The organism is Swaminathania salitolerans (genome assembly GCF_007988945.1).
GTDB lineage: Bacteria > Pseudomonadota > Alphaproteobacteria > Acetobacterales > Acetobacteraceae > Swaminathania > Swaminathania salitolerans.
In genome coordinates this window covers 317666-342118 of the sequence record NZ_BJVC01000002.1, presented here as the reverse complement: position 1 = coordinate 342118, position 24453 = coordinate 317666, and the positions used below count along the sequence as shown (strand labels likewise).

Sequence of the window (24453 nt, the reverse complement as noted above, 5' to 3'; positions counted from 1 at the left end):
ATGGCTTCGGACGATCAGAAAAGCAGCCCGGCGAAATGGCCTTTTGTCGTAACCGGCATCATTCTTGTCGTGTTCTGCGGGGTGATTCTCGCAATCATCTTCATGCCCAACCGCAAGGTCTGGACGAACGACGCCTATGTATCCGCCCATTACGCAACGATCGCCCCCCGGATTCCCGGGCAGGTGACCGAGGTGCTGGTCGACGATAACGAGAGCGTCAAGGCAGGTCAGCCGCTCGTGCGCCTCGATCCGCGCGATTACGAGGTCGCACTCGAAAGGAGCCGGGCGCGCCTGCATCAGGACGAGGCCCTGGTGCTGGACGCCCAGGCTTCGGTCGAGCGTCAGCCGAGCATGATCGAGGAGAACAAGGCCGAAGCGGCGAGGGTCGCGGCCCAGCTCGTCTTCGCCAGACAGAACGCGGCGCGCTACCACAATCTGGCGCGCAGTGGCGCCGGGTCTGATCAGGAGCGTCAGGAAACGCAGGCCCGGCTGCATGAACTCGAGGCGAATCTCCGCAGTCTCGAGGCCCGTACACGGGCTGCGGAGGCGGAGATACCGGTTCTGAAAGCGAAGCACGAAGCCGCGCTTCGCAAGCTCCGCATCGATCATGCCGAGGTGCGACAGGACGAACTCAACCTGTCCTATACGACGATCCGCGCGCCCTTCGATGGGATGGTGGGCGAGAAGACGATCCAGAAGGGCAATTTCGTAGCACCCGGCGCAGCCCTCATGGCCGTCGTTCCGATGAACGCGCTGTGGATCATGGCGAATTACCGCGAGCTCGCGCTGAGGCATATGAGACCGGGCCAGCATGCGCGCATTCATGTCGATGCCTATGACATGGATCTCGACGGTATTGTGGACAGTATCCCGCCCGCTTCCGGTGCCGCCTTCGCGCCGATCGCTCCTGAGAACGCGACAGGCAATTTCACCAAGATCGTGCAGCGCCTCCCGGTGAAGATCGTCGTGGCACCCGGTCAGCCTCTCGCCAGATTGCTGCGCATGGGATTCTCGGTGGAAACCACCGTTGATACCCAACTCGAAAACGTGGTCGAGGAGCAGCGGCACAGCGCGCGCGGGCTGACGGAGCGATGATTCCCTTTCGGCGTGGAACGGCCCTCATGAGCGGAGCGACAGAACGGAGCAGGAGGAGGGGCGCGCCAGACCCCGGGGTCGTGGGGGCGTTCGCCTCGCGTATCTCGCTGCCGAAGCGGATGCGCCATCACCTGCTTCCTGCCCTGTTTCCGGCGCTGCTCGCAGGCTGCACGCTCGGCCCCGATTTTCATGCCCCGGATGTCGTGGCGCCGACCCACTGGCCGGAGCAGCCCCGAGATCTTGCAGGCACCACCTATGGCGGTCCTGTCGACATACAGTGGTGGAAGCAGTTCCACGATCCCGTTCTCGACGGGCTGATCGAGCGTCTGGCCAAGCAGAATCTCGAGCTGCAACGGGGCTTCCAGCGTATTCTGGAGGCGCGATCCCAGACCCGGATCGCAGCGGCGCAGGGTCTTCCGAATCTCGACTGGGCGGGCTCCTATTCGCGGGTACATCAGAGCGAGACGGGATTCATTTCCCTGGTGGAACCGCGCCCGGGCGCGCCCAATGAATACGATTTCTATCAGAACACCCTCGGGGCTTCGTGGGATCTGGATCTGTTCGGCCAGATACGCAGGGCCACCGAGGCGCAGCGTGCAGGGCAGGACGCCGCAATAGAAGCGCGACATGGCGTGGCGCTGAGTACCATTGCAACGATGGTGCAATCCTACATGCAGCTGCGCGGCGTTCAGGACCAGATTGCGATCGCGGAGCGGCATCTCGCCCTTGCGAGGCACGATGTCGCGCTGGCGGAAGCACGTATCGCCAATGGTGCGGCCTCTTCGCTCGATCTCGCTCAGGCCCGCACCGAGCGCGCGAACACGGCAGCGGCTCTGCCGCCTCTGCGCAATTCGGAATCCGCGCTCATCAATGCAATCGGGCTGCTTCTGGCAGAGCCGCCACGCAGCCTGTCGGAGACGCTGCGGCGCCATCCCGGTGTGTTGCCGGTGGTGGTGCCCCGCGCGCCCATCGGCATTCCTTCGCAGCTGGCGCGCCGCAGGCCCGATATCCGCGAGGCCGAAGCAAGGCTTCACGCGGCGACCGCAGGGATCGGTGTGGCGATCGCCGCCTTCTACCCGGATATCACCCTGACGGGGCAGATGGGCACCCAGACCCTTTCAGCCGCCAGTTTCTTCTCGCTTCCATCCCGGCAGTTCGCGACGGGACCGACCCTCTCGGTTCCGCTCTTTCAGGGAGGCCGCCTGCGCGGCACGCTGGCCCTGCGGCGTGCCGAGCAGCGCGACGCGGCGCTTGCCTTTCACCAGACGGTGCTCAGGGCGTGGAACGAGGTCGACGATGCGCTCACGGCCTACACCCAGTCCCAGAGGCGGCTCGTCGAGACAGAGACGGCGCTGAAGGAAAGTCGCGTCGCGGCCTCCGTCGCACGGGAGCGCTATAGACAGGGTGCGGTCGATTTCCTGCAGGTGGATATCGCAGAGGCGCAAGCCCTCGCCGCGGAAGCCGCCGCCTCGAGCAACAGGATCCAGATCGCAACGGCATTCGTCGCGCTGTATCGCGCGCTCGGCGGAGGATGGGAGAGTGCGGAATTCAATCGGGAAAATACAGCAAACACAGACGATTAGACTATATTTCTCGTCTCTTGTCTCAGGATAATTCCCGTAAACGATCGAAGACTTCCCATCGCGGGGAAATATGGCCGGGTCTCCCTGATTGCCCGGTCGTGACTCCTCCGGGAAAGCCAGATCTTTATCATTGAAAATCAATGATATGGACGCGACGGTCAAAGCAATGTCATAAGAAGGGATGACTGGACGTTCCCATCTCGTTCTTGGTGTCGCCTGTGTGCTCACGGCCATGTCCGCTGCCTGGATCGCGCCCTCGTTCGAAGGGCTCTGTGCGGGCGCTCTGGGAAGTCTCGTACCCGATATCGATACCGAGCGATCGATGCTCGGCTCGCGCCTGAAGCCCGTCTCCCGCCTTCTCGCCAGATGGTGCGGGCATCGTACGGTCACGCATAGCCTCTTCGTGCCCTTCGCGCTGGCGGTGCTGATCGCAACGGAGCTGGGACAGAAGGCCCTTGCGGGGCCGCTCGGCGCGTTTCTCATCGGTTATGCGAGCCATATCCTCGGCGACCTGCCCACCGGCGGCTGCTGGGCTCTCTATCCGCTTTCGCGAAATCGCATCGCCTTCTGGCCCTATGCGAAAGTCGGGAGTTTCCGGGAATATCTCGTTCTGCTCGGCTCGCTCGCGCTTCTCTGTGTGCTGTCCTATCATAACCTTTGCGCTCAACCGGGCGAAACGGCGCATCGTGCGAAGTCCGTCCGTTTCATTGCGCAAGAGCGTCTGAGGGCATATGAGCAGGCGGATCATCAGTTACCGCGGAGCGAGACATGACTTCTTCCGATCGTTTGCCCATGCGCCGGGCGCTTCTTTCCGTCAGCGACAAGGCGGGTCTGATCGAACTCGGCAGGGCATTGATCGATAAAGGGGTCGCATTGCTCTCCACCGGGGGATCGGCCAAGGCCCTGCGCGAGGCGGGGCTGGAGGTGACGGATGTCTCCGATCATACGGGTTTTCCGGAAATCCTCGACGGTCGGGTGAAGACGCTCGTGCCGCAGATCCATGGGGGCATTCTGGGGCGTCGCGATCTCGAGAGCCATCGCGCACAGATGGACGCCCATTCCATCGCCCCGATCGATCTTGTCTGCGTCAATCTCTATCCTTTCGCAGCGACCGTCGCCTCCGGGGCCGATGCCGATACCTGTATCGAGAACATCGATATCGGCGGACCTGCGATGATCCGTGCGGCCGCCAAGAACCACGATCACGTGGTCATTCTCACCGATCCCGATCAATATGGCGCTTTCATTGCCGCGCTGGATCAGGGTGGCACCACTCTGGCCGAGCGTCAGCTCTGGGCGGGGCAGGCCTATGCGCATACCGCATCGTACGACGCGATGATCGCGAGCTGGTTCGCCCGGCAGCGGGGCGAAGCGCTTCCGGCGGTCATGACCGTGAGCGGCACCCGCAGGGAATTGCTGCGCTATGGTGAAAATCCCCATCAGGACGCTGCGTTCTACACGACGGGGGAAAACCGCTTCGGCATCGCCACGGCACGACAGATCCAGGGCAAGGCGCTGAGCTATAACAATCTGAACGATACCGATGCGGCTTTCGAGGCTGTTGCGGAGTTCGACGCGCCGGCTATCGTGATCGTCAAACATGCCAATCCGTGCGGGGTCGCAACAGCGCCGACGCTTGTCGAGGCGTGGAAGGCCGCCTTGCGCTGCGATCCGGTCTCGGCCTTCGGAGGGATCGTTGCCCTCAACCGGCCGCTCGACGTCGAGACGGCCGAGCAGATCGCAACGCTGTTCACAGAGGTCATCGTCGCGCCGGATGCCTCCGAGGAGGCCAAGGCCGTTCTCAGTCGCAAGAAGAACCTGAGACTTCTGCTGACGGGCGGGGTTCCTTCCCCGGTTTCGGGCGGCATGACGTTCAAATCGGTTGCGGGCGGTTTCCTCGCCCAGGAACGCGATGCAGGACGCGTCGGCCCCGAGGCGCTGCGGGTCGTTACGAAGAGAGCGCCGACCGGGCAGGAAATGGCCGATCTTCTCTTCGCTTTCCGCGTTGCGAAACACGTCAAGTCCAATGCCGTGATCTACGTCAGGGATGGCGCTACGGTCGGTATCGGTGCCGGGCAGATGTCGCGGGTCGATTCCGCACGGATCGCGGCACGCAAGAGTATGGATGCTGCCGAGGCTGCGGGCGAGAGCGTGGCGCTGACCGAAGGCTCGGTCGCGGCTTCGGATGCGTTCTTCCCGTTCGCCGATGGACTCGAGAGCGTGATCGCCGCCGGTGCGAAGGCCGTGATCCAGCCCGGCGGATCGATCCGGGACCAGGAGGTCATCGACGCGGCGGATGCGGCCGGGATCGCGATGGTGTTTACGGGAATGCGTCATTTCCGCCACTGAAGAATGAAGGAAGAGCGAAGGATGAGATCGCGCATGCTGACGGCCTCTCTTACGGGGCTGGCCACCATTATGTTCCTCTCGGCATCGGGGATCGCGGCGTCGGCACCCCGGTCGCCCGCGTCCCGACCCTCCGCGTCCCCAACGCCGGTCAGTGCAAGCCCGGGGCGTGACACGGACGGAACCTGCGTTTTCGATCTCTCTTCCCTGCCGCGCTTCAGCGGGCGCATCGCGCGCCTTCTGCCCGGGACGCAGGGCGACGCCACCGGAGCCCTTCTTGCCGATGGCACGGAAGTCGAGATGCCGCCGGGTCTGGCCGCGCAGGATCACGATCTGCGCCCCGGGGCGGCCCTGGCGGTCAGGGGGCTCGCGGCGCCGTCACTGCATCTCGTGCGCGCCTTCGCCCTCATCATGTCCCGGGGGCGCAGCACGCAGGATGTCTGTGCCTCTCCGTTGCCCGAGCTGGTGACATCGGCGCCGCCTGCAAGTGCCGAAGGGCGTATCGTTCGCCTGCTGCATGACGGCGATGGCGCCGTGAATGGCGCGGTCCTCGGAGACGGGACCGTGTTGCGCGTACCGGCGGCCGCATCCCGCACCGGTTTCCTTCAGAACGGCGCGCCGGTCTATGCCGATGGCTATGGCTACAACACTGCGTACGGAAAGCTTGTCGTCGTGACCCGGCTCGGGCCGAACCGGCTCCAGGCCATTCATGTGTCCGACCAGCCTCTCATTCCCCGCGGTGCGCCGCCCGGTTCCGCCGGATATGACCGGATCGAGGGCGGCGGCGAGTAAGCGTCTCTCTCTCGGACGATCCTTCCCGGCCTCCCCGGGCGGGATCTGTCCCGGGCGGGCTCTGCCATGGAGAGGCTGCCATGGGAGAGGCTGGCGGGGAGGGGCTGGTGGCCCTGTCTGCCCCTCAGACGATCCTCAGACGATATCCGATTCCCTGAGCGCCAGGGTCAGGCAGGGCGCCAGAGGCAGGAACGGTGCAACGGTCGCCTGATAGGCGTGATAGAGATCGGCCTTGTCGGCATAGACTTCGCCCGAAAGATGGCCGTCGGCATCGACCTCGTTTCGCCAGCTTCCCTGATCGTAATCGATCAGGGTGTTGGCGATATAATCCCAGATCCGCCTGTACCAGACCTCGTATTCGCCGCTGCCCGTTCTCTTGAGCAGGTTGACCGCAGCCGTCACGCTCTCGGCCTGTACCCAGTGGGCACGCACCGGCACATGCACCTTGTGATCCCAGTCGATGGTATAGACCATGCCCGGCTTGCCGTCGGGCGCCCAGCCATAACGCAGGGCGCTCGCCAGCAGCGCACGGGCATCGGGGAGCATCCAGCCGGGTGCTGTTCCTGTCTTTCTCAGCAGCGCGGCTTCGACCTTGAGGGTCAGATGCGCCCATTCCGAAAAATGTCCGGGTGTCATTCCATAGGGCCGCAGAGGATCGGTCGGCTTGTCGCGGTTGTAATCGCGCAGCAACGTCCAGTTACGGTCGAAATGCTCGGGCATGCAGTGCTCATGCGCCCCCGCAATTTCATGGACGAAGCGATGGACGATACGCGCGGCGCGATCCAGCCATTTTCCGTCCGTGGTGATATCGGCCAGAGCGAGACAGGCCTCGGTGGAATGCATGTTCGCATTCGCGCCCCGATAATTCTCCTCATCGCTCCAGTCCCGGGCGAAGCTCTCGCGCATGACCCCTTCGTCTTCGGACCAGTAATGGTTTTCGAGCACCCCGGTCGCCAGATCGAGAAGCCTTTTCCCGCCCTCTACCCCGAGCAGGGTTGCGGAAGACCCTGCGAGCGCCACGAATGCGTGGAGATAGGCCTGTTTCCGGTTCTCCGGCGCGCTTGCGACCTCGAACCACCCTCCGTGGCGAGCATCGTGCAGCGGCCCGAGAAGAGCCTCGACACCGTGTCGGACGAGGGGAAGGCAGCCGGGAATGCCCTGCAGAGCCCCCATCGAAAACGCGTGAACCATGCGCGCGGTCAGAATGCCGTCGGCCTCGGCGCCATCCGGCAGGGTGCCGTCCACGCCCAGCGCGCCGAAACCGCCCGTCATGCGTGAGGCGGCGCCGAATCTCAGCAGACGACGCCCCTGGGCGGCGAGCCACAGGCGATGAGCGGAGCGACGTACCCAGCTGGAATCCGGGAGAAGCATGGGCGAAAGCAGATCGGTCATGGGGGCATCCCTGTGCGATGGCGAATGCGATAGACACGCAGGGAAGGGCGGCGGGTTGCCGCCCGGCTCCATCGCCGCGCGGGATTAAATATGACGAAGCGTGTACCCGCAGGCTGCGAGAGAGGAAAAATCCTGTTCGGCCGCGCGCGCGCGCCCTAGAGTGCGTCCCGATTATCCGGGCCTCGCGTTCGGGCTCGGTTCATTTCCCTACGGTCCCTATGGAGTTTTCGAACCCTCATGGCAGTCTCCAGATCTTCCTCCGCGCGCGATCTCTCCAGTTTCGGCCGGTTGCCCGTTGCAGTGGCGAAAACGCGGGGAATCTGGCCGACGCCCGTGTATCAGCACGTCCTGGTCGCCTGTGCGCGATGGGAAAACGAAAACATCGCCGAATGGCTGAATTATCATCGTTCGATCGGTTTCGATCACGTCTATCTGTATTGTAACGATGACGATCCTTCTGCGCTCTACGAGGCTGTCCTTCCTTTTCTTAGCGGCGCGAAGCCCTATGTGACATTTCATCACTTCCGCTATGTCGGCGAACAGTTGCAGATGTACCGGCATTATCTGCGCCATTATTCCCACGAAACGAAATGGCTGATGTTTCTGGATCTGGACGAGTATATCTCGCTGCCGGATCTGCATGACATCGGCGCGATGACGGCGCGGCTGGGCGACACGCATGACGCCATCTGCTTCAACGCGTGTCAGTATGGGCATAACGGCCATATGAAGCGGCCGCTCTCGGGCGTGTTGCGCAATTACACGCGTCGCGAAAGCGGCGTTGGACCCGTGACCAAGAGCCTCGCCAAGGTCGGGGCGGTGTCCTACCGTCTGTCGTCCGAGCGTCCGACCGCGAGATTTCATGAGGATCTCTCTTCTCTCGGCGCTCCCTTGCGGGTCTGCAACACACTCGGTGAGACGCTCGACGGATATCATGAGGACTTCCCCCGTAAAGCCGATGCCTTTCTCGCAACGGACGAACGGCGGAAACGCCTCCTCGAAACGGGATATATCGCGCATTTCGTGATACGGTCCGAGCAGGATTTCGCCCGTCGTCGCGAACGGGGCACGAGGGGCGAGTTCGCGACCCAGGGAAGCTGGGCCGCGAAATCCGAAGCCGAACGTCTCGCCCATCATGCGGCGACCAATGCCGTATTCGATACCCGTCTTGCGGAGTACTGGAGCTCGGTGGTTTCGGAAGGATGGAAGACGACCGTCATCCCCGTTTCCCGCTGGACGCTTCTGTCGAAAGGCAAGCGTGCGACCCAGAGTTCCACGCTTCATCCCGGATCGAGAGACGACGATGCGGCACGCGCCGTCTCGGGGCGCCTGACCGGAAATCCGCAGCATCATACGGCGCTCGAGGACAAACCCTGGTGGATGGTCGATCTCGGCGCACTTTGCCATGTCCATGAGATCATGATCTTCAATCGTCTCGACGGGGCGCTCGAGCGGCTCTCGACCTTCACCATCGAAATCTCGCATGACCGCTTTTTCTGGCAGACGCTAATCGAAAGGCAGGACGGCGCGGTTTTCGGCGGTCTCGATGGCACGCCATTCCGCTGGGAAGACGAAAAGGGTGTGATCGGCCGGTATGTGCGCATGACGATTCCTCTGGAAAAGAGCTATCTGCAGACCGATCAGATCGAGATCTACGGTCGGGCCTTTTCGCTCGCCGAGTTCGAACGGAAGAAGGGGGCTTCCGCCCCGGCGCTGGCCCGAGCCGTCCAGGACTGAACGTCACCCGACAACAGCGGGGCAAACGGGCGGGTAAGCAGATTGCAGAGCGAACCGGTTTTCGTCGGAGCCGGTTCCTGCCACATCTCCGCCCGGGCGCACTTGGCAAACTACAGAACGACCCCACATCCTGAAGTGTCGATGCGAGGACTGCCTCTGACGGGGTTCTCGCAAATCACGCTAGCCGCCTGAACTGGGGCAAGGGAGTTCTGTAAAACAATGAATATCGAAAAATTCACCGAACGTAGCCGCGGGTTTCTTCAGGCTGCTTCCACCATCGCGCTGCGGGACTATCACCAGCAGCTCACCCCCGAACATCTGCTGAAGGCGCTTCTCGACGATCCTGAAGGCGCCGCATCGGGCCTGATCCGTGCCGCAGGCGGAAGCCCGGATGTCGTGCGACAGGCCAACGATGCTGCCCTGTCGCGCCTGCCGAAGGTGCAGGGCGGTGGCGCGGGCCAGCCTCAGGCGACCCCGGATCTCGTGCGCGTGCTCGATCAGGCCGAGCAGGACGCCCAGAAGGCCGGTGACAGCTTCGTCGCACAGGATCGCCTTCTGGTGGCGCTTGCCGCGAGCAAAAGCGCAGCAGGCCAGGCACTGAGCGAAGGCAAGGCCGATGCCAAGGCGCTGGAGCGTGCCGTTGCGGAACTGCGCAAGGGCCGCGTGGTCGATAGCGCCAATGCCGAGGCCAGCTTCGATGCGCTGAAAAAATACGCACGCGACGTGACCGCGGTCGCGCAATCCGGCAAGCTCGACCCGGTGATCGGCAGAGACGAGGAAATCAGGCGGACGATTCAGGTTCTCGCTCGGCGGACGAAGAACAACCCGGTGCTCATCGGCGAGCCGGGTGTGGGCAAGACCGCAATCGTCGAGGGGCTCGCTCTGCGTATCGTCAATGGCGACGTGCCCGAGGCCCTGCGCAACAAGAAGCTTCTCTCGCTCGATATGGGCGCGCTGGTGGCTGGCGCGAAATATCGCGGCGAGTTCGAGGAGCGTCTGAAGGCCGTTCTCAAGGAAATCGAGAGCGCCGAAGGACAGATCATCCTGTTTATCGACGAGATGCACACGCTTGTGGGTGCCGGGCGCTCCGATGGCGCCATGGATGCGTCGAACCTGATCAAGCCCGAACTCGCGCGCGGCGTTCTTCACTGTGTCGGCGCAACCACGCTGGACGAGTACCGCAAATATATCGAGAAGGATGCAGCACTCGCGCGGCGCTTCCAGCCGGTTTTCGTCGGTGAGCCTTCGGTTGCCGACACCATTTCCATCCTGCGCGGGATCAAGGAGAAATACGAGCTCCATCACGGCGTCCGGATTACGGACGGCGCACTGGTTGCGGCAGCGACGCTCTCCAATCGCTACATCACCGACCGTTTCCTCCCCGACAAGGCGATCGATCTGGTCGATGAGGCAGCCAGCCGGCTTCGTATGCAGATCGACAGCAAGCCCGAGGCGCTCGATGAGCTCGACCGCCGGGTGATCCAGCTGAAGATCGAACGCGAGGCCATCCGCAAGGAAGAGGACAGCGCGAGCCGTGAACGTCTCGTCAAGCTGGAGGCGGAGCTTGCGGATCTGCAGGAGCAGTCCGACGCGATGAGCGCGGCATGGCATGCGGAGAAGAACCGGGTCAATGCGGTCCAGAAGCTCAAGGAGCAGATCGATCAGGCCCGCTCCGAGGTGGAGGTCGCGCAGAGAAAGGGCGATCTGGGTCGTGCATCCGAACTGATGTATGCCACTATCCCGGATCTCGAACGCCAGATCGAGACCGCTCAGACAGAAGAGCAGAACGACGCGGCGGAGACCGGCCTCTTCAGCGAAGCTGTCACCGATCAGGGGATCGCCTCTGTCGTGTCGCGCTGGACCGGCGTGCCGGTCGATCGCATGCTGGAGGGAGAGCGCGCAAAGCTCGTTCGTATGGAAGACGAGTTGCGCGAGCGGGTCGTGGGCCAGGAGCCTGCGCTCAAGGCTGTCTCGAATGCCGTGCGTCGCGCGCGGGCCGGATTGCAGGATCCGCACCGTCCCATCGGCTCCTTCCTGTTCCTCGGTCCGACGGGTGTCGGCAAGACGGAGCTGGCCAAGGCTCTGGCGCAGTTCCTTTTCGATGACGACCGCGCCATGCTGCGGATCGACATGAGCGAGTTCATGGAGAAGCACGCGGTATCGCGTCTGGTGGGCGCGCCTCCGGGATATGTCGGTTACGAAGAGGGGGGCGTTCTGACCGAGGCCGTGCGGCGCAGGCCCTATCAGGTCATTCTCTTCGATGAGGTCGAGAAGGCCCATGAGGATGTATTCAACATCCTGCTTCAGGTTCTCGATGACGGACGGCTGACGGACGGGCAGGGGCGTGTCGTGGATTTCCGCAACACGATCATTATCCTGACCTCGAATCTCGGTTCGGATGTGCTTGCGGCTCAGCCGGACGGCGAATCTGCGGATATGGTTCAGGCGCAGGTCATGGCGGTTGTGCGCAACCACTTCCGGCCTGAATTTCTCAACCGGCTCGACGAGATCGTCTTGTTCTCGAGGCTGCAGCGCACGGATATGACCCGTATCGTTGCGATCCAGCTCAAGCGCCTGCGCGGATTGCTGGAAGACCGGAAGATCGAGCTCGATCTGGACGGGTCCGCCGAGGCATGGCTGGCCGATTCCGGTTACGACCCGGTCTATGGTGCCCGCCCGCTCAAGAGGGTCATCCAGCGCAGCCTGCAGAATACGCTGGCGGGTCTCATCCTCGATGGATCGATCTTCGACGGTCAGACCGTTCGTGTATCCGCGAACGACCATGGTCTGGTGATCAACGGTCAGCAGGCCGAGGCGGAGTAAGCCGGTCCTTTCCCCCGGTCGTATCCGGCCCTCCCGAGGAAGGTCGGATCGTCGGGGCGAAGGCTGCATATCGCGCCCCGGGACGCAATCCCGCGGAGATGACGCGGAAGGAAGTACGAGGAAAAACAAGGGCACGCGGTCATGTCGCCGCGTGCCCTTTTTTTGCGTCTGTTGCCTGCTTTGTCCGCCCGTTTTCTGGTCGCCCGTTTTCTGGTCGAATGTTTTGCGGTCGAATGTTTTGCGGTCTTTCCTCGACCCGGCGCGCGATTTCTAGCCCGGCATGCCGGTTCCGCCGGTGATGCCGAAGATCTGGCCGGTGAGGTAACTTCCTTCCGTGGCGCCCAGCGTCACGAAGACCGGTGCGATTTCCACCGGTTGCCCCGGTCGGCCCATCGGTACGGTTGTTCCGTATTTCTCGACGGCGGACATGGGCTGTCCCCCGCAGACCTGGAGCGGGGTCCAGAACGGGCCGGGCGCTACTGCGTTGACGCGTATTCCCTTGGGCAGGAGCTGTTTGGCGAGCGATTTCGTCAGATTGGCGATCCCTGCCTTGGTCAGGCTGTAATCGATGATGATCTGCGACGGATCATAGGCATTCGACGAGGCAGTGTTGACGATCGCGCTGCCCGGTTTCATGTGCGGGACGGCCGCCTTGATCAGCCAGAAAAGCGCGTAGAGATTGGTCTTCAGGGTCCAGTCGAATTCCTCGGTGCTCAGATCCAGAATGCTCTCATGGTAATGCTGGCGTCCTGCACAGTTGACGAGCGTATCGAGTGCCCCGAGTTTCGAGACCGCGTCAGCGATCAGTTTCGTGCAGAAGGCCTCGGAGCGCAGATCGCCCGGCAGCGCGAAGGCCTTGCGCCCGGCCTTGCGTATGAGGGCGATGACCTCTTTCGCGTCTTCCTCTTCCTGAGGCAGATAGTTGATCGCGATATCGGCACCCTCCCGGGCATAGGCGATCGCAACCGCCCGCCCAAGCCCGGAATCGCCCCCGGTGATCAGAACGTGGCGGCCTGCCATTTTGCCCGAGCCCTTGTAGCTCGTTTCCCCGCAATCGGGTCTGGGCTGCATGCGCGATTGCAGGCCGGGCCATTCCTGGGGCTGGGCAGGAAAAGGGGCGTGGGGATAGAGGCTCTGCGGATCGGCCAGGGGAGGCGCTGTCCCGGCTCCGCTCGTCGTCTCTGCTGCGGCCCGTGCAGCGCCGGAGGCCGCCATAAGCCCCGCGAGGCCGAAAGTCGCGCCTCGCATCATGTCTCTTCGCCCGCGCCCCGGCGTGGCGGCTTCGGGTTTCGTACGGGCAATATCGTCTGATGGGGTATCGGTCATCGGGCTGCTCCCATTTGCTGTGACGGAGTGCCGGATATCCGACACAGGATGAGAAGCCGCCCCAGGCGTCAGGGTTGCGTAAGGATCGCCCGGCAATGCCCGCGCAACGCCCTAGCCGTGCGGAGGCAGAGAGGTTATATTGGGCGCTTGTTGCGAGTAGGAGCGTCACGCCAGCATGTCCGAACAGATCCGTCCGACCGAGTTGCCCGAAAACCTCGATGACGAAGCCGATTACGGTGCCTCCTCCATCTCGGTTCTCAAGGGGCTCGATGCGGTACGCAAGCGTCCCGGCATGTATATCGGCGACACCGACGATGGATCCGGCCTTCATCACATGGTGTTCGAGATCATCGACAACGCCGTGGACGAAGCGCAGGCCGGTCACGCAACGCGCTGTATTCTCACCCTCAATGGCGATGGCTCTGTCAGCGTCCGGGATAACGGGCGCGGCATTCCCACCGACATGCATGAGGAGGAAGGCGTCAGCGCGGCCGAAGTCGTGCTGACCAAGCTTCATGCAGGAGGCAAGTTCAACCAGAATTCCTACAAGGTCTCGGGCGGTCTGCACGGCGTGGGCGCCGCTGTGGTCAACGCGCTTTCGGAGTGGATGGAAGTGCGTATCTGGCGAAACGGCCAGGAGCATTTCATCCGCTTCCAGCATGGCGAGCGCGACGAGGCCCTGACCGTCATCGGCGCGAGCGACGAACCGCGGGGAACGCTGGTCACGTTCAAGCCCAGCAAGCAGACCTTCACCAAGGTCACGTTCGATTTCTCCATTCTCGAACGCCGCATGCGCGAGCTGGCCTTCCTCAATTCCGGCCTCGAAATCGTCCTGCGGGACGAACGTCATGCCGAGAACAAGGAAGTGGTGTTCTGCTATGAGGGCGGCCTGAGCGCTTTCGTCGAATATCTCGACGCAAGCAAGAGCTCGATCGTGACTCCGCCCATCGTCGGGGCGATCGACCATGCCGAGAGCGGCATCCGTGTCGAGTTCGCCCTGACCTGGAACGACAGTTTCCACGAGACGATGCTGTGTTTCACCAATAACATACCACAGCGCGATGGCGGCACGCATCTGGCCGGTTTCCGTCAGGCCCTGACACGGGTCGTCGGTAAATATGCCGACACAGGCTCTTCGAAGAACTCCGCCGCCCTTACCGGCGAGGATATGCGCGAAGGCATGACGGCGGTGCTGTCGGTCAAGGTGCCCGACCCCAAATTCTCGTCCCAGACCAAGGACAAGCTGGTTTCCTCCGAGGTTCAGCCGGTCGTGCATGTGACGGCTGCCGATGCCATCGGACACTGGTTCGAAACCCATCCGCGCGAGGCCAAGGCGGTCATTGCCAAGGTCAACGAGGCAGCTGCCGCCCGTGACGCCGCCCGTCGCGCCCGCGAGCTGACGCGTCGCAAGGGCGTGCTCGACGTTTCCTCCCTGCCCGGCAAGCTTGCCGATTGTCAGGAGCGCGATGCCAGCAAGGCCGAATTGTTCATCGTCGAGGGTGACTCCGCAGGCGGCACGGCCAAGCAGGGGCGCGACCGTCGCTTTCAGGCGATCCTGCCGCTCAAGGGCAAGATCCTCAATGTCGAGCGCGCGCGCTTCGACAGAATGCTGGGCTCGGCGGAAGTCGGCACCCTGATCACCGCACTCGGTACGGGAATCGGACGCGGCGATGTGGAGCAGGGCGGGTTCTCGATCGACAAGCTGCGCTACCACAAGATCGTCATCATGACCGATGCCGATGTCGACGGCTCCCATATCCGTACGCTGCTGCTGACCTTCTTCTTCCGTCAGATGCCGGAGCTGATCGAGAAAGGCTATCTCTATATCGCCCAGCCGCCGCTCTATCGCGCCAAACGCGGAAACGAGGAGCGTTATCTGAAGGACGATGCGGCACTCGAGCAGTATCTCCTCGACAAGGCTCTGGCAAATGCCACGCTCACGCTTCAGGACGGGCAGATCCTCGCGGGCGATACCCTTATGGACGAGGTCAGGGCCATGGGACGTGTCGCCCAGACCCTGAGCGCTCTCTCCAGCAAGATTCCGGTCTGGATACTCGAGCAGGCCTATGTGGCGCGCGCATTGCGGCTCGATCACGATCTGGCGCAACTGCGTGCGCCCGAGCTTCAGGCCCGTCTGGATCTCGCCTCCCCGGTCAACGAACGCGGATGGGTCGTCGCCCCGACCGACGAAGGCGGGCTGCGCCTTGCAAGAAGCGTCCGTGGGGTGGGCGAGGTCTATACCCTGGACGCGGCGCTGCTCAGATCGGCCGAGGCACGCTGGCTCTCGGGCGATGGCGATCGTCTCGCCGATCTCTTCCAGGGGGCGGCGCGCCTTGGCCTGGAGAGTCAGACATTCGAGCTCAATGGGCCTGTGGCCCTGTTCGAGCGTGTCGTGCAACAGGGCCGGAAGGGGCTTGCGATCAACCGCTTCAAGGGTCTTGGCGAGATGAACAACGAACAGCTCTGGGATACGACGCTGGACCCGGCGACGCGTATTCTGCTTCAGGTCAAGATCGGGGATGCCGAGGATGCGGGGCAGGTCTTCTCGACCCTGATGGGCGATGTCGTCGAGCCGCGCCGGGACTTCATTGTCGGCAATGCCCAGAAGGTTGCCAATCTCGATGTCTAGGGCGTGGAGCCTGGCGGCGCTCGGCGCCGCCCTGCTCGCGGCGCCGTCAGGCATCGCTTGTGCCGCTTCGGCCTCGGCCGAGGGGATCGACAGTTCTACGCCCCCGACGGAGTCGGCGGCCCCGCAGATCACAGCGGTCTACAGCGTCTTCAATCACGGGCTGCATGTCGTCGATGCGACAGCCGATTACCGTTTGACCGACTGGGGTTACGGCATCCGAACCACGCTCCATGCCGGCGGGCTGATAAGCTGGCTCCTGCGTATGGACATAACCTCGACCGCTGAGGGGCGGTTCGCTCAGGGCTGGGTGCAGCCCACGGAATACGAGAGCGATGGTTTCTCGCGCGGGAAGCATCGCAAGGTCGTCCTGCAATACCGCGAGGGTACGCCACATGTGGTGACCCTCGACCCGAAGGAGAGCGATCGCGAGGCCGTGCCGTCGGCCGATCTGGCTCATGCGATGGATACGCTGAGCGCCATGGCGCTCCTTCTGGAATCGGTCCGCAAGACGGGGAAATGCGACGGGCATGCCGAGGTGTTTGACGGTCTGCGTCTGAGTTCCATGACGGCGCACGGTCCCTCGAAGAGCGAGGTCCCGAGAAGTTTCGGACAGAAATTCGACGGGCCAGCCCTGCGCTGCGATTTCGTCGGACAGCAACAGGCCGGGTTCATCGAGGGATCGTCCCATCTGGCCACCATGAAAGCCCCCCATTCCGGAGCCGCCTGGTTCCAGGATCTGCCCGGTGCCGGACTGACGGCGGTGCGGGTCGAGTTCGAGCATCCCAAACTCGGGCGCATGATCGCCGTGCTCGAACAGCCGCCCCGCATCACGAAATAGGGGGAGGGCTTCCACGCCTGCACCGTTCTGGCTGGATGGAGCCCGAGGATCGCGCGAGGCGCCTTTCGTGGCGCCTGCCTCGATCCCCGGGCTCATGAAGCCGGGCCGGAGCCCGTCCCGGCTTATCCCTGCCGGCGATAAGTCTGCAGCCCGGCGCTTTCGATCCTGTAGCGTCCGGTCTCGAGAATCTCGATGGCCAGAATGAACGGGTTACCGGTTTCTGTCAGAGCCGCAGGCAGTGCTCCCGCGCCTCGTGTCCACCGGCTCTCGGCGTTCGCGGCAGGCGGCTCCCATCCGGTCAGGTCGTCTTCCCTCAGATGCTGCGCGTAGGGAACCATCATCCCTGCATAGAAACAGGTAATCTTTCCGACGCGTACGCCGAGTGTCCGTCTGTCGTCGATGAAAGGACCTATATCGCTCGCCGGGCAGAAGCAGCGCGATTTCAGGGTGAGGGTGCCGCAGTCGACCGGCAGGGAAAAGATGACCAGCTTGCCGTTCTGACGAAGGGGAAGGAACGTTTCGCCCCGGTCGCTCTGGAGCATGAGGTCCGGATCCTCGTCGAACAGTGGTTGTGCCGGCTCGACGCCTCCCGGGAAGATGGCGGCCCGCGCCTGCAGGGTGCGGAAAATCGGCTCCACAGTCTCCCGTCGTGTATCGAGCGGTGCCGCTGCATCGGTGCTCCAGCAGCCATGTCTGTTCCCGGTTGTGGGGTGCTGTGGGTCCAGAGCGAAGGCGGATCGATTGCCGGTATCGAGATAGGATTCGGTGAGCGTGTTGTTCGCGGAGATGATCGAATGACGCTCGGTTTCGAGATGATAGTAGGAATAGCTGTCGATGGACGTGTCGTACTGGATCGATTGTCCGTTCACGAGCATCCGCGCCGGGATGAATACGCCGTCGATATAGAGGCAATGCTCGGCAGTCACCAGGAGATCGCGATCGGGCGTGGATGGCCCTATGGCATCGCGGCAGATCCTCACGGGATACCCGGCCTCCGCGACAGGGAGATCGCGGTTCACGTTGATATGGTTGAAACCGGTCCATATGACGGCGCGGTATTCGTCCTCGCATCCATAGACCCGCACCAGGGTTCCGGGTCTGATCGTTTCCACCGTCACCGGCCCTGCAGATGTCTCGATCAACGTCCCTGCGAGGAAACATGTCTGATAGACGAGCGTGCCATCGCTTCCGTCGGTGAGCTTGTATCCAGCAGCCTGGGCCCCGGCGAGATTGAGTGACTCGGTCGAGCCGTCCTTCATACGGAATACGACCGTATTGCCTTCGTCGATGAAGGATACCTCGACCACATCCGCGCGCTTGATCCCGGCAAGATCGATGACGTCTCCCGCGCCGAAACCCGTGATCCGGAAACCGGGCAGCGGAACATCCGAGATGGTAAGCACGGCGGGCATTCCGGTGCGGCCCTGGAGATCGACGCTGCCGGTCACGACAGCGCCCGCGTCGAGGATGAGCCGTCCAGCAGCCTGCACGACCGTTACGCCGCCGGCAACCCCTCCGGAGCGGATCGTATCGGTGCCACCCTCCCCGATGACGCCGTTCCGTATCGTCCCGCCCGAGGATGCCGTGCGATCGGCATAGGAAACCTGATCCTCGATGATGCCGCCCGCGCTGACAGTTTCGGTCGAGCCGCTGCCGGTCAGGGTTCCACCGGATATGGTGCCACCATTGGTGATCGTACCTTCCAGTATGGCCCCGGATTCCGCGTTGATCGTTCCGGAGGTATTGATCGCACCAACGAGCGAACCGCCGGACATGATCGCGACGGTTGCCCCCACATTGGTCGGGTTGATGATCGTCCCGCCCGAGGAGGCCACTCTCGTGGCCCCGCCATACAGAACTCCCTGGACGGTGGAGCCTCCGGAAAGAACGGTGTCGAGCGAACCGGAAGCGACTACGCCGTTCCGGATGACCCCTCCCGACGAGACGATGCGTGTCCCTTCATTAGACTGATCCTGAGCGACGCCACCTGCATAGATGATCTCCGTCGCGCCTGGGGCGATAATGTTCGTCCCGGAGATATACCCGCTATTGTATATGGTACCGAAAATGGGGACGTGGTCACCGGTCGTTATCGTGCCGCCGTTTCTCACGATACCGCTGATGGTAACGCCCGACAGGGCAGAGATCGTTCCTGTGTTGGAAATTTCCCCGGTGAGCATCGCCCCACTCTGGGCGGAAATCATGCCGATATTGGTTGCACCGTTGAGTGTTCCTCCCGACATGACGTCGACTGTAGCACCCGTGGCGATCGAGGGGGTGTTCGCTATGCCACCCGAAGAGACTACGCGCAATGCACCGGCATAAAGTGCCCCATTGGACGTTTCACCCCCGGCGAGTATGGTATCGGTCGCCCCTGACTGCACCGCTCCGTTCAGTATCGTCCCTCCCGACGAAACGACACGGATCCCGTAAGAAAACTGATCGCTGATCGAACCGCCGTCATAGACGATCTCCGTCCCGCCCGCCCCGAGAAGGGTTCCGCCAGAGATGGCGCCGCGATTGGTGATCGTACCGCTCAGTTCTGCACCTCCCGCCATACTGACGACTGCACTCTGGACGATGGCCCCACCGACGATGATGCTCGACCCGTCGACGGAGACGCTTCCTCCGATCTCTCCTCCGGGTTGTCCGGAAATAACCGCATGCTGCAGCGCGCCGTTCTCGAAAACGCCTCCTGAATGGATGACCGCCGTCTGCCCCGAAGTGAGGGCCCCGCTGAGTGTATCGGCACCGCTGACGAAAACACCGCTCGCGTTATAGACCTGCACCAGATAGTCTGTGGGTGTATAACTGTAGTCGAAGCTGTCATTGCCGTTGATCAGATGTTCGACGGACCCGTCATTGCCCGTCACTTTCGCGCTGATCTTGTAGCTTTTCAGATCCTGGCTGATATTGAACGTATAGTTTGTGGTGTCGACCGATGGATTGACAAACCACCAATAAGCGGTCTGGCCAGCCTCTTGCTGCCAGAACATGATGGCCTCGGAACCGTCGGTGCTCCAGGACCGGTTGTTTGCTCCGGGCTGAACCTTGATGGTAACGGTCTGTCCGGATTCCATCGGGATATCGATATATAATCTCCCGTCACCAGTCGGTCTGATCGTGACTTCCGCGGTTCTGAACGCGACATTTCGCCATTCCTCGACCTGATTCAGAACACCATCGATGCGCTCCTTGTAGATAGTCGCGCCACCCGCGTCGGTGCTATAGGCGAATTTAAGAGTATAGGTTCCGGAAGTAGGGAAGTCGGTCATCTTATCACCACTTACTATAAACAGAAGCAACAAATAAAAAGTGAAAAGAGACCACCCATGTACCTTGAGTTATCAGAGATTACACTTACATATATACCCTTGTATACAAGAGGCGCTCTCAGATAATCGGGTAAATCCTTTCAGGATCTACATGCTCGATCTCTAGGTTTCATATAATTATCACGGAAATGCATGTCATATTCTCGTTAATTATTGATATATAACCTAATCATATATTAATATTAATGCACATTTCATTACTTGTAACCTTTTTCTTTTGTGTAATGAAGTTCGCTCAAGGTCGGCCGATATATGATGCAGGAAACGTCGCGAGTCGAACGAACTCACATCGTGACGAGATGAATTTTTTTTTGTTCTGATCGAACATATTTAGTTTTTGAAACCGAAATATGATCGGTTTTATCGACCGTTATGTTGCATGCAAGAAACGAAACGAAACGAGGGATATAGAAATGTATATATACAGTGTAAGGATAATACATAATATCTAATGTTTGTTTTCATATGTTTGCCGGTAAAGGCAGTATAGATATCGAAAATGTTCGAGATAAGAAATCGTTCTGCAATACTGTCCGGAGGATGTGGTGTGTTCACCTCCTCCGGACGCGCGGGTCAGAGTGCCGTTACTTTCTCCAGAAGTGGCGGAACGTCCTCGATCCTGCGCGCAATGGCGGTTGCGTCGCGGGACATGCTTGCATCGCCATATCCCCAGGCCGCGAAAATGCCGGGCAGACCGGCGTCGCGCGCGGCCAGCATGTCATTGCGATGATCGCCGATCATGGCGGCACCCGAGACCGGACGGCCCATGAGGCGCAGCGTCTCGATGACATGTCCCGGATCGGGCTTGCGGACGGAAAAACTGTCTCCGCCGCCGATCGCGTCGATCAGGGGGCTCAGTCCGAGTTTCTCCACGATCAGACGGGCGGCTTCGGCAGGCTTGTTCGTGCAGATGGCGCAGGCGATACCGTTTTCGACCAGCGTCTGGAGCGTGGCCTTTACTCCGGGGAAGAGTCGCGTTTTGAGAGCCGCGCGCGGCGTATAGAACGCGAGAAAACGTTCGAGCGCCTCGTCGCGATCGATCGGTCCCGTATCTCCTGCGGCAATGAGGAGACGCCCGACAAGTTTGCGTGCGCCATCGCCGATCATGGCGCGAACGGATTCCGGCGCGAGCGGGGTCAGCCCATAGCTTTCGAGAAGCGCCGCGCCGCTCTCCGCGAGGTCGGGCAGGCTGTCTATCAGGGTGCCGTCAAGATCGAACAGGACGGTTGTAACAGGGGTGTTCAAGAGGGCTTCTCCCAGCAGGACGATGAGGTGCAATAATCCGCAATCCGAAGTGACCGCATCAGCGTTTGACAGGGTTCGGTCGGGTTGGCTACGCCACGCAATGATATGACATCACGTTCCTTTTCCGGCGGCCAGTCCGTTCCGGGTCACAAGCCGACGACTGCCGTCATCCTCGCTGCGGGGCTCGGCACCCGCATGCGCTCCTCTCTTCCCAAGGCGCTGCATCCGCTCGGCGGTCGGCCGATGATCTGTCATCTGGTCGAGACGGCGGCTTCGGTCTTCGACCGGATCGTGGTGGTCGTGGGGCCGGACATGGACGCGCTGGCACAGGCGGTGGCGCCCTGGCCGACCGTGATCCAGAACGAACGTCTCGGGACGGGGCACGCCGCGCTCATGGCCGAAGCCCATTTCGGCGAAGGCGATGTTGCGATACTCTACGCCGATAATCCCCTGATCCGGGCGGAGACGATGAGAGCGCTGCTCCGCCGCCGGGACGAGGAGGGCACGAAGCTCGCCTTGCTGGCCATGACGCCCGGCGATCCGGGCCGATACGGTCGGGTCATCCTCCGTGACGGGCTCGTGCAGGAAATCGTCGAATGGAAGGATGCGAGCGAAACGCAGCGTGAGGTGACCTTGTGCAATGCGGGGGTTCTCTGTGCGGATGCTCAGGCTCTGCGTCGCTGGCTGCAGGGGCTCGGCAACGGAAATGCGCAGGGTGAGTATTATCTCACCGATGTCGTTGCCCTTGCGGCACGCGAAGGGGCCGTCCGTCATGTCGAAGCGCCCGCATCGGAGCTTGCCGGCATCAATTCCCGCGCCGAACTCGCCTGCGCAGAAGCGACATTGCAGGCGCGTCTGCGGCGGGAAGCCATGGAAAACGGCGTGACGCTGGTCGCCCCGGAGACGGTCTTCTTTTCCACCGACACGGTCATCGAGCCGGATGTGCTGATCGAACCCAATGTGGTTTTCGGCCCCGGTGTGGTGCTGAGGCGTTTCGCGCGTATACGCGCCTTCAGTCATCTGGAGGGGTGCGAGGTCGGACCCGAGGCCATCATCGGTCCCTATGCCCGGCTCAGGCCGGGCACACGATGCGAGGCGAAATCGCATGTCGGCAATTTCGTCGAACTCAAGGCGACCCATCTGGGTGAGGGGGCCAAGGCCAATCATCTGACCTATCTCGGTGATTCGACGATCGGCGCGCGAACCAATATCGGCGCCGGAACGGTCACCTGCAATTACGACGGGGTCTTCAAGCACAGGACCAGCATCGGATCCGACGTCTTCATCGGGTCGGATTCGATCCTCGTTGCTCCGGTCACGATCGGTGACGAGGCTCTGGTCGGTGCGGGAAGCGTCATCACGGATAATGTCGCTCCGGGGTCTCTTGCCCTGGGGCGAGCCAGACAAACGGAAAAGACCGGGCGCGGTCGTGCGATCCGGCAATCGTTGCTGGCCAGGAAGGAGCAGGGCTGATGTGCGGTATATGTGGCGTCGTAGGACACCAGAACGCGACACCGCTGATCGTCGAGGCGTTGAGACGCCTCGAATATCGCGGATACGATTCCGCGGGCATCGCAAGCCTGGTCGACGGGCAGATCGCACGCCGTCGTGCTGCCGGCAAGCTCGACAATCTTCAGGCGGTGCTCGATGTCCAGCCCTTGTCCGGAACGACGGCCATCGGCCATACGCGCTGGGCGACGCATGGGCTGCCCAATGAGAGCAATGCCCATCCTCATGCTGCCGGCCGTGTCGCGGTGGTTCATAACGGCATCATCGAGAATTACGAGGAGCTGCGCGCCGAGATGATCGCCGCAGGCCGGGTTTTTACCTCGGAGACCGACACCGAGGCCGTCGCCCAGCTTGCCGATTTCTATCTCGATCAGGGCCTTACGCCTCGCGAAGCGGCCAGCCGCACCCTTGCCCGCCTCCAGGGCGCCTATGCTCTGGCGATCATCTTCTCGGATCACGAGGGACTGATGATCGGCGCCCGTCACGGCGCGCCGCTCGCCGTCGGCTTCGGCGAGGGGGAGATGTTCCTCGGCTCGGACAGTCTCGCTCTCGCGCCTCTTGCCCGGCGCATCGCCTATCTCGATGACGGGGACTGGTGCGTCCTTCGTCCCGACGGGGTGGAGTTCTTCGACGCTTCGAACCAGCGCGTCCAGAGACCGATCCAGACGGTCGCCCTGATTGCCGGGACGGTCGGCAAGGACGGATATCGCCATTACATGGAGAAGGAGCTGCACGAACATCCGGTCGTGATCGGCCAGACGCTCCAGCGCATCATCGATCCCGTCACGCGTGCGATCAATCTCCCGGAGTTTCCCTTCGACGTGGCGGATGTGCCGCGCGCCATCGTCACTGCCTGCGGCTCGGCCTTCTATGCGGGGCTCGTCGCCCGGTACTGGCTCGAGGCCGAGGCGCGACTGCCGGTCGATATCGATGTCGCGTCGGAACTCCGCTATCGCGATCCGCCGCTTGTGCCGGGCGGTCTGGCACTCATGATCTCCCAGTCGGGCGAGACCGCCGACACGCTGGCTGCGTTGCGCGCTCTGCGTCAGCGCGGCCAGCATATCGTCTCGATCCTCAATGTGGAGGCGAGCACGATGGGACGCGAGAGCGACGTCGTGCTCGGCATGGTCGCCGGTCCGGAAATCTCCGTTGCCAGCACAAAGGCCTTCACGGCGCAGCTTTCCGTTCTTGCCGTACTCACCATCGCCATCGGTCAGGCCCGGAAGACCATCACGGAAAAGCGTGCCGGCGACATGCTGGCAGCGCTCCTCGATCTCCCGTCCCGTGCGGCAGAGGTCTTTTCGCGCCTGAGCGACATCCAGTCGATGGCTGCATCGGTCGCCGAAGCGCGCGACGTGCTGTATCTCGGGCGCGGGGTGTGTTTCCCCGTTGCGCTCGAAGGCGCCCTGAAACTCAAGGAGATTTCCTACATCCACGCCGAAGCCTATGCGGCTGGCGAGATGAAGCATGGGCCGATCTCCCTGATCGACCGTGACGTTCCGATCGTCGTCATCGCGCCTTCGACCATCCTGTTCGACAAGACCCTGTCGAACATCCAGGAGGCGAAGGCACGGGGCGGCCGGATCATGGCGTTCACGGACGAGAAGGGTGCCCAGAGGCTGAGCGGTATCGCCGAGCATATGGTCATTCTTCCCGATGTCGATCCGTTCGTTGCGCCGATCCTCTATACGATCCCCGTCCAGATCCTCGCCTATGAGGTGGCCCTGCGCCGCGGGACCGATGTCGATCAGCCGCGCAACCTCGCCAAATCCGTGACAGTGGAGTAGGGTGACGCCCTTTGGA

At 62.2% G+C, this 24453-nt stretch carries 15 protein-coding genes; 11 read left to right on the top strand and 4 right to left on the bottom strand.

Annotated elements, in window-relative coordinates; translation table 11 throughout:
- The 5 genes from SSA02_RS05570 (at nt 1) to SSA02_RS05550 (ending at nt 5816) form a co-directional block, all read left to right on the top strand.
- On the top strand, nt 1–1095 hold the full coding sequence (locus tag SSA02_RS05570; protein ID WP_147092966.1) for an HlyD family secretion protein: 1095 nt from the start codon (nt 1–3) through the stop codon (nt 1093–1095).
- 26 nt (nt 1096–1121) lie between these two features.
- A complete protein-coding gene (locus SSA02_RS05565) occupies nt 1122–2678 on the top strand; it encodes an efflux transporter outer membrane subunit (protein ID WP_246103657.1) in 1557 nt (518 codons plus the stop codon).
- Nucleotides 2679–2859: 181 nt separating this feature from the next.
- Entirely contained in the window at nt 2860–3450 is a 591-nt protein-coding gene (locus tag SSA02_RS05560) for a metal-dependent hydrolase (RefSeq protein ID WP_147092965.1), read from the top strand.
- Nucleotides 3447–5027, top strand: a complete 1581-nt coding sequence (gene purH, locus SSA02_RS05555) for a bifunctional phosphoribosylaminoimidazolecarboxamide formyltransferase/IMP cyclohydrolase (RefSeq protein WP_147092963.1) — start codon at nt 3447–3449, stop codon at nt 5025–5027. Before SSA02_RS05560 ends, purH begins: the two co-directional genes overlap by 4 nt.
- A gap of 33 nt (nt 5028–5060) precedes the next feature.
- On the top strand, nt 5061–5816 hold the full coding sequence (locus tag SSA02_RS05550) for a hypothetical protein (RefSeq protein WP_147092961.1): 756 nt from the start codon (nt 5061–5063) through the stop codon (nt 5814–5816).
- 135 nt (nt 5817–5951) lie between these two features.
- On the opposite strand, the gene SSA02_RS05545 is transcribed toward SSA02_RS05550, so the two are convergent.
- Nucleotides 5952–7208 carry an AGE family epimerase/isomerase gene (locus SSA02_RS05545; protein ID WP_147092960.1) on the bottom strand — a complete coding sequence of 419 codons (1257 nt, stop codon included), beginning with the start codon at nt 7206–7208 and terminating at the stop codon, nt 5952–5954.
- Between the two features lie 237 nt (nt 7209–7445).
- Between SSA02_RS05545 and SSA02_RS05540 the strand changes: the two genes are divergently transcribed.
- Both SSA02_RS05540 and clpB read left to right on the top strand, forming a co-directional pair.
- Nucleotides 7446–8945 carry a glycosyltransferase family 2 protein gene (locus SSA02_RS05540; RefSeq protein ID WP_147092958.1) on the top strand — a complete coding sequence of 500 codons (1500 nt, stop codon included), beginning with the start codon at nt 7446–7448 and terminating at the stop codon, nt 8943–8945.
- A 219-nt stretch (nt 8946–9164) separates the two neighbouring features.
- On the top strand, nt 9165–11768 hold the full coding sequence (clpB, locus tag SSA02_RS05535; protein ID WP_147092956.1) for an ATP-dependent chaperone ClpB: 2604 nt from the start codon (nt 9165–9167) through the stop codon (nt 11766–11768).
- Between the two features lie 270 nt (nt 11769–12038).
- On the opposite strand, the gene SSA02_RS05530 is transcribed toward clpB, so the two are convergent.
- On the bottom strand, nt 12039–13019 hold the full coding sequence (locus tag SSA02_RS05530) for an SDR family oxidoreductase (RefSeq protein WP_371859193.1): 981 nt from the start codon (nt 13017–13019) through the stop codon (nt 12039–12041).
- Between the two features lie 250 nt (nt 13020–13269).
- Here SSA02_RS05530 and gyrB point away from each other — a divergent pair, with 250 nt between their 5' ends.
- Both gyrB and SSA02_RS05520 read left to right on the top strand, forming a co-directional pair.
- Nucleotides 13270–15723 carry a DNA topoisomerase (ATP-hydrolyzing) subunit B gene (gyrB, locus tag SSA02_RS05525; protein ID WP_147092954.1) on the top strand — a complete coding sequence of 818 codons (2454 nt, stop codon included), beginning with the start codon at nt 13270–13272 and terminating at the stop codon, nt 15721–15723.
- Entirely contained in the window at nt 15716–16561 is an 846-nt protein-coding gene (locus SSA02_RS05520; protein WP_186807690.1) for a DUF3108 domain-containing protein, read from the top strand. Before gyrB ends, SSA02_RS05520 begins: the two co-directional genes overlap by 8 nt.
- Before the next feature lie 122 nt (nt 16562–16683).
- Here the strand turns inward: SSA02_RS05520 and SSA02_RS05515 are convergent, their stop codons facing one another.
- Nucleotides 16684–19836: a Hint domain-containing protein gene (locus SSA02_RS05515; RefSeq protein WP_147092950.1), complete on the bottom strand. Its 3153-nt coding sequence runs from the start codon at nt 19834–19836 to the stop codon at nt 16684–16686.
- A 633-nt stretch (nt 19837–20469) separates the two neighbouring features.
- Nucleotides 20470–21141: an HAD family hydrolase gene (locus tag SSA02_RS05510; protein ID WP_246103656.1), complete on the bottom strand. Its 672-nt coding sequence runs from the start codon at nt 21139–21141 to the stop codon at nt 20470–20472.
- Between the two features lie 105 nt (nt 21142–21246).
- Here SSA02_RS05510 and glmU point away from each other — a divergent pair, with 105 nt between their 5' ends.
- Complete coding sequence (gene glmU, locus SSA02_RS05505) at nt 21247–22614, top strand: bifunctional UDP-N-acetylglucosamine diphosphorylase/glucosamine-1-phosphate N-acetyltransferase GlmU (RefSeq protein WP_147092949.1); 1368 nt, start codon at nt 21247–21249, stop codon at nt 22612–22614.
- Nucleotides 22614–24437 carry a glutamine--fructose-6-phosphate transaminase (isomerizing) gene (glmS, locus tag SSA02_RS05500; RefSeq protein WP_147092948.1) on the top strand — a complete coding sequence of 608 codons (1824 nt, stop codon included), beginning with the start codon at nt 22614–22616 and terminating at the stop codon, nt 24435–24437. Before glmU ends, glmS begins: the two co-directional genes overlap by 1 nt.
- Nucleotides 24438–24453: the final 16 nt, after the last annotated feature.

Coding starts and splice junctions, on each gene's coding strand:
- SSA02_RS05570 (WP_147092966.1), top strand. CDS start 1: ATGGCTTCGGACGATCAGAAAAGCAGCCCGGCGAAATGGCCTTTTGTC.
- SSA02_RS05565 (WP_246103657.1), top strand. CDS start 1,122: ATGAGCGGAGCGACAGAACGGAGCAGGAGGAGGGGCGCGCCAGACCCC.
- SSA02_RS05560 (WP_147092965.1), top strand. CDS start 2,860: ATGACTGGACGTTCCCATCTCGTTCTTGGTGTCGCCTGTGTGCTCACG.
- purH (WP_147092963.1), top strand. CDS start 3,447: ATGACTTCTTCCGATCGTTTGCCCATGCGCCGGGCGCTTCTTTCCGTC.
- SSA02_RS05550 (WP_147092961.1), top strand. CDS start 5,061: ATGCTGACGGCCTCTCTTACGGGGCTGGCCACCATTATGTTCCTCTCG.
- SSA02_RS05545 (WP_147092960.1), bottom strand. CDS start 7,208: ATGACCGATCTGCTTTCGCCCATGCTTCTCCCGGATTCCAGCTGGGTA.
- SSA02_RS05540 (WP_147092958.1), top strand. CDS start 7,446: ATGGCAGTCTCCAGATCTTCCTCCGCGCGCGATCTCTCCAGTTTCGGC.
- clpB (WP_147092956.1), top strand. CDS start 9,165: ATGAATATCGAAAAATTCACCGAACGTAGCCGCGGGTTTCTTCAGGCT.
- SSA02_RS05530 (WP_371859193.1), bottom strand. CDS start 13,019: ATGATGCGAGGCGCGACTTTCGGCCTCGCGGGGCTTATGGCGGCCTCC.
- gyrB (WP_147092954.1), top strand. CDS start 13,270: ATGTCCGAACAGATCCGTCCGACCGAGTTGCCCGAAAACCTCGATGAC.
- SSA02_RS05520 (WP_186807690.1), top strand. CDS start 15,716: ATGTCTAGGGCGTGGAGCCTGGCGGCGCTCGGCGCCGCCCTGCTCGCG.
- SSA02_RS05515 (WP_147092950.1), bottom strand. CDS start 19,836: ATGACCGACTTCCCTACTTCCGGAACCTATACTCTTAAATTCGCCTAT.
- glmU (WP_147092949.1), top strand. CDS start 21,247: ATGACATCACGTTCCTTTTCCGGCGGCCAGTCCGTTCCGGGTCACAAG.
- glmS (WP_147092948.1), top strand. CDS start 22,614: ATGTGCGGTATATGTGGCGTCGTAGGACACCAGAACGCGACACCGCTG.